The sequence below is a fragment of the Bradyrhizobium sp. ORS 86 genome (assembly GCF_045571475.1).
Lineage (GTDB): Bacteria > Pseudomonadota > Alphaproteobacteria > Rhizobiales > Xanthobacteraceae > Bradyrhizobium.
Genome location: NZ_CP120699.1, coordinates 1,067,632 through 1,081,285 on the forward strand (window position 1 = coordinate 1,067,632; position 13,654 = coordinate 1,081,285).

Consider the following 13,654-nt stretch of genomic DNA (forward strand, 5'->3'; position numbering starts at 1 on the left):
CGCTTGGTGGCGGAAGACCTCGCCCTGCGGGTTGTGGTGACGATGACCGGCACCGCCACGTACCTCAATCCCGACGCACCAGGGCACGCCGTCGTGCGCGGCGACGACCGTGTCGTTCAAGGCGTCCGCGAGACCGCTCCGGGTCACGAAGTCGAGCCAGATACGCGATCGCTCATCCGGCTCGAATCATTTCCAAGGTATTCGCCACCGACCTTCCGGCAACGGCTGCCGCGGAGGAACGCCTCAGTCTCACAGTCGCGCTAGGCGGAACTCGCGGGCTGGGCCGTGGAATGACGGGTGCAATGAGGATGCGGACGGGTTTTCGAAACAGCGCGGCCGGCGCACCCCATCTCTCCCGCTTCCGCCGGCTGAGCGTTCTCAGCTGCTCGACGGTGATGGCGCGCGCTTTGCTGGCGCTGGCGACGCCGGCGACGTTCGCTCTGGTGGCAATGCCAAGCCGCCCGGCATTTGCGCAAGCATCGGGAAGCGGCGGAAACGGCGGAAATCGCTTCGATATTTACGGCAACATGTACGCGGCCGGTGCCGGCGCGGCCAGCCCGAGCCCCACCTTTGCTGGCGGTGGCGGCGGTGGGGGTGGCAACGGCTTCTCAGGCGCGGTTCAATCCACTGGCGGTACCGGCGGGACCACTAACGATTTTGCTACAACCCCTGGAGGGGGGCCCGGGGCGATCGGATTTGATGGGTCGGGAGGGGGGACGATCCTGGGAGGCAACTGGATCGGCGTGGCTGGCTCGCCTGGTACTCCCGGACAAACCGCGCCGACCGACCGCACCAATCCGTTTGCCTCTGGTACGGACGGCAGCAGCGGCGGCGGCGGCGGCGGTGGTGGTGCCGGCGCGCTCCTTGGCAACGTCGACGCCACAACAGGAAACGGCGTCACTATTCAGGGAGGGGACGGCGGCGCTGGCGGTGTCTCTGGCAATGGTTCGTACTCGTACGCGGTGTCCTCAAGCGGAGGTATGGGTGGTGGCGGTGGTGGCGGCGGCGGTGGCGCGGCCGGTGTCCTGCTTGAGAGCGGTACCCTCAACGTTGGCACGAGCGCGGTGGTCTCCGGCGGCAAGGGTGGCAACGGCGGCGACGGCGGAAGCGGTGCGGACGGTGGTCCCGGCGCAAGTACGATGGTTTGCACCGATTTTGGATGTCGTGTGGTCGGGTTGCCCGGAGGCATCCAGGGCAACGGCGGCGATGGCGGCGGCGGCGGCGGCGGTGGCGTCGGCATTTTTGCCGGCGCGTTTTCGTCCGTGACGATCGGCAACAACGTCAAGGTAAGTGGCGGGAAGGGAGGCGACGGGGGCCTTGGCGGCTACACTGGCGCTAACGGCGAGACCGGTCTCGCTCAGGGGATACCAAGCGGCAATGGCGGCAACGGCGGCAAAGGTGGCGATGGCGTGCATCTCGGGACAGGCGCCATCCTTCAAGTTGGCGCCGGGGCAAGCGTGCTCGGCGGCGACGGCGGCAAGGGGGGAATCAGCCTCTACAATATGAACGATTCCTCCGCCGTGCCTGGAGCGACGGGCCTCAATGGACAGGCTGGCGTCGGCATCTCCAGCGTCTCCGGTGGTACGATCATCAATGCCGGCACGATCGAAGGCGGCCTGAATCCCGACGGCTCGCGAGCCAATGCGATCACCTTCGGCGGCGGCAACAACTGGTTGGAGCTTCAGGCCGGCTCGAACATCATCGGCAACGTCGTCGCGAGGCCGGATCCGAACAATCCTAACACATTCGCGCTTGGTGGAAACCAGAATGCCAGCTTCGATCTGTCGGGGCTCGGCCATCAGTATCAGGGCTTCACGAACTTTGCGAAGGACGGAGCGAGCATCTGGACGCTGTCCGGGTGGAGTACGGTTGCCGGAAGTGTCACGGTGGACCAGGGCGGCCTGACGTTGGGCGCCGCTGCATTTCTCGAAAGCCAATCTCTCGACATGTCCGGGACCGGCGCGATTCATGTCACGAGTGGCGGGCGCTTCATGGTCGACAGTCAAGCAACCATTGACCCAGGTACCGGCAATCAGCCTGCCATGATCGATGTGAACGGTGTGAACGCGGCGTTTGTCGCCGGCAGGCTTGATGTCGAGGCCGGTACGGTGAGCATCGCCAATGGCGGCAGCGCTAGGATCAATTCGGATTTTGTGCTTGCCGGTGCCGCCGGCAGTTCGGCGGCCCTTCACGTCAGCGGTGTTGGATCGTACCTGCAGGGCAATTTGAATATCGGGGCCTTGGGCTCAGGCGACGTCATGATAGACGGCGGCGCCGGGGTCGAGGCTGCCAATGTCAACATCGGCAATATCACCGACCTCAGCACGACAAGCACCGTGACGGTGACGGGCGCGGGGTCAACGCTGAAATCGGACCAGATATCGATTGGAAACGGGGCGCTGACCCTGTCCAATGGCGGTGAGGTCTTCGGCGGCAGGAATCCGATCGTTGTCTCGCAGGCGGGAGGCTATGCTTCGTTGAATATCGGCGCGGCCGCCGGCGCCGCAGCGGTTGCACCCGGCACGCTGTACGGGACCGATACCCTCGCGATCAACAGCCACGGAACGCTGGTCTTCAACCACACCAGCAGCAACTACGCCTTCGCCAACAAGGTCACTGGGAACGGCGCCATCAACCTTCTGGCCGGCACCACCATCTTCTCCGGAGACGACCGCCAATTCACCGGGAATACGACAGTCTCGGGCAGCACGCTGCGGATGGCCAGCACCGGCAACCTCGGCGGCGCCCTCGCGGTCAATACGGGAGGCCGTCTCGAAGGTCTCGGCGCGGTCGGCTCGACCACGATCAACAGCGGCGGCACCATCGCGCCGTCCAGCGGCGGCGCCATCACCATCAACGGCAATCTGGCGCTGCAGTCGGAATCGGCGTTCGAGTATCATCTCGCCGATCCGTCATCGTCGCTGTCCGTGATGCCGGTACCGGGCACGTCGGTCATCAACGTCATCGGGAATCTCGCGCTGAACGGCGCCAACCTCGACATTCTCGGCAACGGCGCGGCCCCGAGCATCGGCTATCACCGCCTGATCTCATACACAGGTTCATTGTCGGAAACGAATTGCCCAACGAATTGCGGGCTGAAGGTCAGAAGCTCTCCCCCGAGCAGCCCGATCGCCTACTCCTATACGGTCGACACCACGACCTACCACAATGTCGATTTGCTGGTGACGCCCGATGGCCTCAATGTCCTGCAGCTATGGGGCGGCGGCACCAATGGTGTCGGCATCGGCAGCGGCACCTGGAATGCCGGCAACGCCAACTGGCTCGATCCGATCGGCGGCATCGTGCCGTCCAACTGGGGCAGCGGCTATGGCATCTTCCGCGGCTCCGGCGGCACGGTCACGGTCGATGGCGCGCAAACGTCGGTCGGGCTGCAATTCGCGGGCGGAGCGTATACGCTGGCGCCGGGCACGGCCGGATCGCTGAACCTGGTCAACAGCACGGCAGTCGGGATTGCCGTTCCCGGCATCGACGTCCTCGCCGGCGAGACCGCGACCGTCGACGTGACGATCACCGGCACCGACGGACTGCAGAAGACCAGCGATGGCACGCTGATCTTGAGCGGAGCCAACACCTATACCGGTGGCACCATCATCAGCGGCGGCGTGCTGCAGATATCTTCCGACGCCAATCTAGGCGCCGCGGGCGGCAGCCTTACCTTCGACAACGCGACCTTGCAGACCACGGCGAGCGTCGTCTCCGGGCGCGCGGTCAATCTCCGGGGAGCCGGCGCGTTCGACATCGCATCTGGCACCACCTCTGTCTTCGGCGGCGCCGTGACCGGTGCGGGCAGCCTCACCAAGCTCGGCGACGGCACGCTCGAACTCCAGGGCAACAATAGCTGGACCGGCGGCACCCAGGTCACCGCCGGCACCCTGCGCGCGGATACGCCGGGTGCGTTGCCGGCCTTCACTGATTACGTGCTCACCGGCGGCACGCTCGATCTCAACAACAACAACCTGACCGTTCGTTCGCTGTCGGGCACCGGCGGCCAAGTGGCGCTTGGCACCGCCACATTGGGTATCAATCAAACCATCGACAGCTATTTCGGCGGCGCTATCTCCGGCGCCGGCGGGCTGACGAAAAGCGGCTCCGGCCTTCTGATCTTGACCGGCAGCAGCAGCTATAGCGGTGGCACCAACATCATGGGCGGTACGATCGGGATCGTATCCGACAGCAATCTGGGCGCCGCCACCGGCGCGGTCACGATGTGGGACGGCACCACGCTGGCAATCCTGAACGACGTCGCGACGACACGCAATATCGGCATCACCGGCACCTCCACTCTGTACACCCTTGCCGGCACGACGCTGGGCGTTGGGGGCCAGATTTCCGGCGGCGGCACGCTCGTTAAGGACGGCGGTGGCAAACTGATGCTGACCGGAGCCAACAATTACAGCGGCGGCACCACCATCAATGCGGGTACCCTGCAACTCGGTAATGGCGGTCCTTCCGGTTCGATCACCGGCGACGTCCTCAACAACGGCATCCTCGCCTTCTACCGTGTCGACACATCGGCGTTCGCCGGCGCGATCTCCGGTACCGGCTCGGTGCAGCAGATCGGCGCGGGCACCACGATACTGACCGGCAACAACATCTATTCCGGCGGCACCACCATTGCCATGGGCACGCTGCAGCTCGGCAATGGCGGCACGTCGGGTTTGATCACCGGCAATGTGACCAACAATGGTACGCTGGCGTTCAACCGCTCGGACGCGGTGACTTTTGATGGCGCGATCACCGGTGCGGGCGCGCTGAACCAACTCGGTTCCGGCACGACGATTCTTACCGCCAATAATAGCTATAGCGGCGGCACGACGATCACCGCGGGCACGCTGCAGCTCGGCAACGGCGGCATGTCGGGCTGGATCCACGGCAATGTGACCGACAATGGTGTGCTGGCCTTCAATCGGTCGGATGCAATGATCTTTGACGGTACGATCACGGGCGCGGGCAGGCTGGTTCAACTTGGTCCTGGCACGACAGTTCTCACCAACAACAGCAGCTATCTCGGAGGCACCACCGTCGCGGGAGGCGTGCTGATGCTCGGCAATGGCGGCGCCTGGGGCGCCATCACCGGCAACGCCACCAACAACGGCGTCCTCGCCTTCAACCGATCCGACACTTCGGTGTTCGCAGGCAACGTCACCGGCACCGGTTTGCTGCTGCAACTCGGCGCGGGAGCCACGGTGCTGACCGGCACCAGCAGTTACGGCGGCGGGACGCTGATTGCCGCCGGCACACTGCAGCTTGGCAATGGCGGCACCACGGGTTCGATCACCGGCAGCGTCACCAATAACGGCGTACTCGCCTTCAACCGCACCGACAGTTCGGTGTTTGCCGGTGCGATCTCCGGCTCAGGTTCCGTGCAGCAGCTCGGCGCGGGCACCACGGTGCTGACCAGCGCCAACACCTATGGCGGGGGCACGACGATCGCCGCCGGCACGCTGCAACTCGGCAATGGCGGCACCTCCGGATCGATCCTCGGCAATGTCCAGGATCAGGGCACGCTGGCGTTCGATCGCGCTAACACCGTGATCTTCGCCGGCAGCATCAGCGGCGCAGGCGCGCTCGCACAGATCGGGTCGGGCACCACCGTCCTGGCCGGCAACAACACCTTCACCGGCGGCACCACGATCTCGTCCGGTGAACTCATCGTCGGTAACGGCTTTGCCTCCGGAACGCTCGCCGGCAACGTTGCCAACAGCGGCATCCTCGCCTTCTACCGGGCCGATACTTCCGAGTTCACGGGCGCGATCTCCGGCGCCGGGTCGGTGCAGCAGATCGGCTCGGGCACCACCTGGCTCAACGGCACCTCCAGCTACACCGGCCCGACCGACATCTATGCCGGACGCTTGTCCGTGAACGGTTCGATCGCAGCGTCCTCGCTCACCACCGCGCATGCGGGCGGCACGCTCGGTGGCAACGGTATCGTTGGCCAGACCCTGATCGATGGCGGCACGCTGTCGCCGGGCAACTCCGTCGGCACGCTCACCGTGCAGGGCAACCTGACGTTCACCGCGGCCGCGACCTATCTCGCCGAACTCAATTCCGTCACCTCCGATCGCGTCAATGTCAGCGGCACGGCGACGCCCGCCGGCGCGACCGTTGTCGTCGCGGTCTATCCAGGCAGCGACTACGTGAAGACCCGCTACACGCTGCTCAACGCCGCCGGTGGCGTCCAAGGCACCTTCGGCGGACTGGTCAACACCAACCTGCCGGCGAGCTTCAATCCGTCGCTGAGCTACGACCCCAACAACGTCTACCTCGATCTCAAGCTCACCTATGCCGGCGGCATGAACATCAACCAGCAGAGCGTGGCCAATGGGCTGTCGAACGGCTTCAGTGCCGCCGGCGTCATTCCGCTGGCGGTCGGCGGCTTGACGCCCGCGGGCCTCACGCTCGCGTCGGGCGAACTCGCCACCGGCATCCAGCAGACCACGTTCGACGCCATGGGGCTATTCATGACGACGATGACCGATCCATCGGTGGCCGGCCGCACCGGATGGTCGTCGCTCGACGGCCGTGCAGCTTGGGCCTATGGACCGGTGACGTCGGACAAATTGGGCGGCGCGCGCGACGCATTCGCGGCGCTTCCCGGCGCGGCGGCGGCCGCCTCGTTCGATCAACGCTGGAGTGTCTGGACGGCCGCCTTCGGCGGCGGGCGCAGTACCAGCGGCAACGACATCATCGGATCGCACACCCTCACCGACCGCATCTATGGCGGTGCCGTCGGCGCGGATTATCGGCTATCGCCGGGCACTCTGCTCGGCTTCGCGATGGCTGGCGGCGGCACGGGCTTCGGCCTTGCCAATGGTCTCGGCAGCGGGCGCTCCGATCTGTTCCAGGCGGGTGTGTACGCCTATCACCGCATCGGCGCCGCCTATCTGTCAGCGGCGCTCGCCTACGGCTGGCAGGACGTCACGACTGATCGCACGCTGGCGCTCGCCGGCAGTGATCGCCTGCGTGGCACCTTTCAGGCCAACGCGTTCTCCGGTCGCCTCGAAGGCGGGTACCGGTTTGCGACGCCTTTCGCCGGGCTCACACCCTATGCGGCTGGGCAGTTCGTGACGCTTGATCTGCCGCCCTATGCTGAAGGCGCGCTTGCCGGAGACAACATGTTCGCGTTGAACTATGCATCCCGCAGCGAAACGGCGAGTCTGTCTGAACTCGGCCTGCGCACCGACAAATCGTTCGCGCTTGACGGTGCGCTCCTGACGTTGCGGGGGCGCGCCGCATGGGTGCACAATTTCGACACCGGGCGCAGCGCCGCTGCGACTTTCCAGGCGCTTCCGCAGGCGAGCTTCCTGGTCCGCGGCGCGACGCTGGCGCCCGACGCCGCGCTCGCCACGGCCTCCGTCGAGATGAAATGGATCAACGGTTGGTCGGTTGCCGGAACCTTTGAGGGCGAGTTCTCTGGTCCAAGCACCAGCCTCGCCGGCAAGGGGACCCTTAGCTATCAATGGTAAGAGTGCATCGTCCGACACACTGGCGGCTGCGGCAGGAGCGGCAGACTACCGAAATGCCATCAAGTGAATTAGGCCGCTCGCCGAAAGCAGAGCTCGCGAGGTCGCGGGTTTTGCGATGCACCGAACCTGCGCGGCGCTCATGCCATTATAACAAGCACAAACAGCGGTCCCTCGTGTCGGTGGTTGCGTATGACTCCCTCCCTGGGCACCAAAACTACGCTTTTCCACGCTGGAGCACGATCTTCGTGCGGCTATCTCGCCGAAATAGATGAGTCGGAACTCGCGGACTGCACCGTAGGTGCATTCGCTCCGCCTTAATGCGTCAGAAATGGACTTTCGTAGACTGCCGCAGGGCCAAGTTCACGTTCGATTTCCAGCAGGCGATTGTATTTTGCGAGCCGCTCACTGCGGGACAGTGATCCGGCTTTGATCTGACCCCCGCCCATGGCGACAGCAAAATCGGAAATGAACGTGTCCTCGGTCTCGCCTGATCGATGCGAGATCACGTAGCCCCAGCCGGCATCTCTGCACATCTGAACCGCCTTCATGGTCTCCGTGACAGTGCCGATCTGGTTGAGTTTGACCAGGACCGCGTTGGTCGCTCGGGTATCGATACCCTTCCGGATGAAACGTGGATTGGTGACGTAGAGATCATCGCCGACGATCTGGATTCGGTCTCCGCAAGCGGTCATCTGAAGGCGGAATCCCTCCCAGTCATCCTCGGCGAATCCATCCTCGATCGAAATGATCGGATAAGCCTCTAGCAAGCGGTTGTAGAGAGAAAGCAACTCGTCGCGTGAGAAGGTCCTATTGCCGGATTTGGCGAACACGTACTTGCCGTCCTTCGCGAAGGAACTCGCCGCGGGATCGAAGGCAAGGGCGATGTCGGTGCCGGGGCGTAGCCCCGCTTTGCGGATCGCAGCGACGATGAGCTCGCAAGCCTCTTCGGTCGTCCTCAGGTTCGGCGCGAAGCCCCCCTCATCACCGACAGCGGTCGAGTGACCCGCTTCATGCAGGAGCTCGTGGAGCGCGTGGAAGGTCTCGGCTCCGTAGCGGGCGGCTTCCGCGAAGTTTGGGGCGCCATGGGGCACGATCATGAATTCCTGGAAGTCGAGCGAATTCTGCGCATGTCGGCCGCCGTTGATGACGTTCATCATGGGGACGGGGAGCCTTGTTGCCGAAGCGCCGCCCAGATAGCGGTAAAGCGGCACACCTGCTGCCGAAGCCGCGGCGCGCGCGACAGCCATCGAAACGCCCAAGATCGCATTCGCGCCCAGCTTGCTCCTGTTTTCGGTGCCGTCGAGCACGATCAATGTCGTGTCGATTGGTTCCTGGGGGAAGGCAGCCATCCCCATGAGGCGGTCCCGAATGATCCCATTGACGTGAGAGACCGCCTGTAGCACGCCTTTGCCGCCGTACCGCATCATGTCGCCGTCGCGCAACTCCAGCGCTTCGTTGCGTCCAGTCGAGGCGCCGGACGGAACGGAAGCGGTGCCGGCGTCCCCGTTGTCGAGCCTTGCCGTGACGCGAAGCGTGGGATAGCCGCGCGAGTCCAGAATTTCGAATGCATCGAGAGCTTGGATGACAGCGGTCATGTGGCTAATCCCGGAAAATGGTTGAGAACTCGCCGATCACTTCGAGATAGAGCTGACGCTTGAACGAGACGGCGAGCTTGGGAAGTTCGTCGACGCGAACCCACCGCCACGCATCGAATTCCGGGTGATCGGACCCGAGATCGATGTCAGCGTCAGTGCCGCGAAACAGCATCACTAGCCACCTTTGCCTCTGGCCCCTCCAGCGTCCTCCCCATTTCTTGCGGGCAAATTCTTCCGGAACGTCATACTCGAACCAGCCCTTGCTTTCGGCGATGACCTCGGCCTTGTCGCTACCGATCTCTTCCTTGAGTTCGCGGAACGCAGCCTGTTGCGGTGTCTCGCCGTCGTCGATCCCGCCCTGCGGCATTTGCCAGGCTTCATCCCTCAGATCGGCTCTCCGGCCAACGAAGACCTCGCCCCGTTCGTTGAGCAGCACGATGCCGACGCCCGGCCGATAGTCGTCGCGCGCTCTGCGCTCCACCGGAGGCGCACTATTCATCTTCGCCTCCATCATCGTCCGAACTCCACGTGAGCGAAGAGGGCGCGGAATTGTCGGCGTGCATCGATTGCGAACTTGCTTCGGCCCGGTCGCGTGGCATCTCAAGCGACAAGGAGCGTTCGAGTGCCGCTTCCTGCGCGCGCAACCACTCAAACAGATCGCTTCGTTGGCCGCCGAGGGGGCGCGCCCATCGCAAGTTCTTGAACGGCGTAGCCTCCGGTCCGGCCCACCAATACTCCTTCGTGACCATCAGCGACCAGCCGCGGCGACCTGGCCGGGACAAGGTGAAGATCTCGATGACGATTCCGTGTCTGGAGCTCGAAAAACTATGGCGCTCCCGCTCGAATTCGACGCCATCATGCGTCCAGCGAGATCGTTTCATGCCCGGATTCGTGCTGGTTATGAGGAGGTCGAACATCCGGAAGAATGAGGGGCGCGCCAAGCTTCTCACGGCTCTGTGCCTCGATTTTGGAGGGGGGGCGCAGAACGCGCAGACCTTCGTGGCGGACACGGAAAGAGCTGCCCCTCGGCGCCCCGCTTGAGAAGATCGACCGCAACACTTGAAGGGATCGCCGGGCATTATTGCCTCCTACCGCCAACACGGCGCACGGTAGGAGTCATCAGCCTCGCGGCGGTTTCGGGGGCACTCCATCCCCGTCGATGTCGTGGCCAAATCTAGCCGCACCCTCCGCTTTGAGCAAGCAAGCGGAGGCTGGCTGATCGCTCATTGACTGGAACCGGATCGGACGTATTATTGTTAGCAATGTTGGCGATGGAGTTCGCCTGAACCGCCCCGAAGGGCTGATGACTCCTACCGAAGCACGGCTTTGGAGGAGTTTTGTTGTGTCTTATCCGCACACCCAATCACCGCCTACGGCCCAGCCTGACGGGCGTGAACGCCTTCCAAGCGTGCCGGGTGTCGTACTAGACGTCCTCTTCGATCGGCCCGAGGACTCTACAACTGCTGCGGAAGGTGCAGCGCCTGAATTCTTCGTTGATCTGAACCTGGATCAGGTGGTGGCCGCGATAACGGCCGGTTTTGAAGAGTACGCCATCAAGCCTTTCTTTCACGTCCCGCTGCAGCGGGTTGAAGCCGTTGAATATCGTCACGAAGTTTTCCGCGATCTCGAAGACCCGGCTCTCCTCGACAACATCAGACACTTCTCCAAGCGAATGAGGGATGCCCGGATCCGCAAGGCGCTATCGGCCAAGCTCTACGACCGATTTCACAAGGAGATGTGGTTTCTCCACGCAATAGAGATCTACTGCAATGCGATCGATCAATTGGCGACGGATCTGACGAGATCTCAGATGAAGTCCCGAGCGCTCCTGAGCATTCGCGACTATCTGACCAGCTACATTGCAGACGACAATTTCGTTGCTCTCCGCGATGAAGCCAAGAGCATCTCAGACCAACTGTCCCAGGTCAGGTACAGCATCTTGATACGCGAGGCCTCGTTCACGGTTAAGAACCTCCAGGACGAGCCGGACTACAGCGCGGAGGTCGAGAAGACCTTTGCGAAATTCAAGCATGGCGCCGCCACCGATTACCGCTCGAAATTCAACGATGCGCCGGAGGACATGAACCACATCGAAGCCAAAGTGCTTCAGTTAGTGGCCCGCCTCAATCCCGAGCCGTTTGCTCGCCTGCTGGCGTTCTGTGCTCGGCACGCCGAGGTTCTCAATAGGGTGGTCGTAAGGTTCGACAGAGAGATCCAGTTCTACCTCGCTTACCTGAATCACAAGGCCCGGCTCGAGCAGGCCGGACTGCGGTTTTGCCTGCCTGAGGTCTCTGACAATTCCAAACAGGTGCGTTGCCGCGAGGGATTCGACCTTGCGCTCGCGCTGAAACACGTCGGTGAGCAGAAACCGGTTGTCGGCAACGATTTTGATCTGTCGGGCCGGGAGCGGCTCATTGTGGTGTCCGGACCCAATCAGGGCGGCAAGACGACCTTTGCCCGCATGGTCGGCCAATTGCACTATCTTGCAAGCCTGGGATGCCCGGTCCCGGCGCGAGAGGCCAAGCTTTACCTGGCCGACCAGATCTTCGCGCACTTCGAACGCGAGGAGAAGGTCGAGAACCTCCGCGGCAAACTGGAAGACGACCTCGTTCGGATCTGCTCCATTCTGAAGCGGGCGACCCGGCGCTCCATCGTGATCTTGAACGAGATCTTCACCTCCACGACGATTCGGGACGAGACGTTCCTCAGTCAGAAGGTCATGGCGAAGCTCGCGGACATGGATGTGCTTGGTATCTGGGTCACGTTCGTCGACGAGTTGTCGACGTTCGGTCCCGAGACCGTTTCAATGGTGAGTACGGTTGCGCCAGACCAGCCGGCAGTCCGCACGTTCAAGATCGAGCGGCGGACTGCCGATGGCCTGGCTTATGCGATGGCGATCGCCCAGAAATACGGTTTGACGTATCAGCGCGTAAAGGAGCGCATCAAGCCATGAAGGCGTTCCTGCAATTTCCGGACCGCGATTTCGACCCGACGCTGCTGCTGTCGCGGCGAGATCGATCATATGCCCGGCAGAAGGAGCCTGGGCTGGATCTCAATCAAGCATTGCCCTGGAATCAAGCCGCCCTGAACCAGGATCTCGGACTTGATATCCTCTTGAACACGATGGCCGGTGGTGACGGTTTCCTGTTCGAAGTGGCTTTGATCGGACTGCTCAACGGAGTTTGCGACCTCGACGTCATCGGATATCGCCAGGACGTGCTGCGAGACTGCCTGCAGCACGAGCCGACTCTCAGGCGGGCATATGAGATCGTCGTCGAGGCTCTGAAAGCTGAAAGAAAGCACTATTGGTCGCCGATGTCGCGCTACCCTGCCGGCACCCTGTCGCATGCCGTCGAAATATTGGACATCTTCGTTCCGGCCTTACGGAAGCTCCGGGCCTTGGCCGACCGGAACGTTGGACTGTTCAACTCGCGAGGATTCTCCAGACTGTTCGGAATGCTCCGTGCCGAACTGAGCGACGCGTATTTCGACGAGATCGATGACCATCTGAAGCGGCTGAAGTTCAAGGGGGGCGTCCTGGTCAGCGCCCAACTGGGCAAAGGCAACAAGGCGACCAACTACGTCCTGCGCAAGCCGCACAGGAAGGATCTCGACTGGTTCGCCCGGCTGTGGCCGACCAGTGAAGGGTACACGTCCTATCTGAACCCGCGCGACCAGGCCGGCGCGCGCGCTCTATCCGAATTGCGCGACCGGGGGGGCAACTTGGTCGCGAATGCGCTTGCCCAATCGATGGATCATATTTCGAGCTTCTTTCAGATGCTGCGGATCGAACTCGCCTTCTATGTCGGCTGCTTGAACCTCTATGGGCACCTGGAGAAACTCGGTGCGCCCGTCTGCTTTCCCAAGCCAACAGCGCTGAGGGACGAGAAGCTGTCATTCTCAGGTCTGTACGACGTTTGTCTCGCTATCAGCATGAACCGAAAGCCCGTCGGCAACGATCTGGAGAGCGCTGGCAAGGATCTCATCGTCATCACTGGCGCCAATACCGGCGGCAAATCGACGTTCCTGCGCAGTCTGGGCCTGGCCCAACTGATGATGCAGGCGGGCATGTTCGTGCCGGCGGAGAGGTTTTCAGCGGAGGTCCGGATCGCCCTGTTCAGCCATTTCAAGCGCGAGGAAGATGCTGCGATGGAGAGCGGAAAGCTCGACGAGGAGCTGAACCGAATGAGCGAGCTCGTTGAGCATCTTCGTCCGGGCGCGATGATACTCACGAACGAGTCGTTCGCGGCGACCAATGAACGCGAAGGCTCGGAAATCGCGATGCAGATCACGACGGCGTTGCTGGAGAAGGAAGTGAAGGTCGGCTACGTGACGCATCTGCACCAGTTCGCGCATCGTATGCATCAGAAGAAGCTTCCGAATGCGTTATTCCTGCGGGCGGAGCGCCAGCCGGACGGCACGCGGACCTTCCGGCTGGTCGAAGCCGCGCCGCTGCAGACGAGCTATGGGGAAGATCTCTACGCGAACGTATTTGGAGGGGACGAGTGGCCGACGGAATCCCGTCGGCTCTCAGCGGCTCGATAGCCTGGGCGAGAAGAGGCGGTGTGCTGA

General features: G+C 62.9%; 6 protein-coding genes and 2 riboswitches. Of the genes, 3 read left to right on the plus strand and 3 right to left on the minus strand.

Annotated features, from left to right (window positions below):
* Positions 1-743: 743 nt before the first annotated feature.
* Entirely contained in the window at positions 744-7,487 is a 6,744-nt protein-coding gene (locus P6U25_RS04865) for an autotransporter-associated beta strand repeat-containing protein (protein WP_407150332.1), read from the plus strand.
* A 314-nt stretch (positions 7,488-7,801) separates the two neighbouring features.
* On the opposite strand, the gene eno is transcribed toward P6U25_RS04865, so the two are convergent.
* The 3 genes from eno to P6U25_RS04880 are packed head-to-tail and all read right to left on the minus strand — an operon-like array spanning position 7,802 to position 9,963.
* Positions 7,802-9,082 carry a phosphopyruvate hydratase gene (gene eno, locus P6U25_RS04870; RefSeq protein WP_407150333.1) on the minus strand — a complete coding sequence of 427 codons (1,281 nt, stop codon included), beginning with the start codon at positions 9,080-9,082 and terminating at the stop codon, positions 7,802-7,804.
* A 4-nt stretch (positions 9,083-9,086) separates the two neighbouring features.
* Positions 9,087-9,581, minus strand: coding sequence for an RNA pyrophosphohydrolase (locus tag P6U25_RS04875; RefSeq protein ID WP_407150334.1), 495 nt, complete (start codon positions 9,579-9,581; stop codon positions 9,087-9,089).
* Positions 9,574-9,963 carry a hypothetical protein gene (locus P6U25_RS04880; protein WP_407150335.1) on the minus strand — a complete coding sequence of 130 codons (390 nt, stop codon included), beginning with the start codon at positions 9,961-9,963 and terminating at the stop codon, positions 9,574-9,576. The genes P6U25_RS04875 and P6U25_RS04880 overlap by 8 nt, the downstream gene beginning before the upstream one ends.
* Before the next feature lie 222 nt (positions 9,964-10,185).
* Positions 10,186-10,246, minus strand: a riboswitch (Fluoride riboswitch).
* 94 nt (positions 10,247-10,340) lie between these two features.
* A riboswitch (Fluoride riboswitch) is annotated at positions 10,341-10,402 on the plus strand.
* Positions 10,403-10,424: 22 nt separating this feature from the next.
* Here P6U25_RS04880 and P6U25_RS04885 point away from each other — a divergent pair.
* On the plus strand, positions 10,425-12,035 hold the full coding sequence (locus P6U25_RS04885) for a MutS-related protein (protein WP_407150336.1): 1,611 nt from the start codon (positions 10,425-10,427) through the stop codon (positions 12,033-12,035).
* A complete protein-coding gene (locus P6U25_RS04890) occupies positions 12,032-13,627 on the plus strand; it encodes a MutS-related protein (protein WP_407150337.1) in 1,596 nt (531 codons plus the stop codon). The genes P6U25_RS04885 and P6U25_RS04890 overlap by 4 nt, the downstream gene beginning before the upstream one ends.
* Positions 13,628-13,654 lie beyond the last annotated feature (27 nt).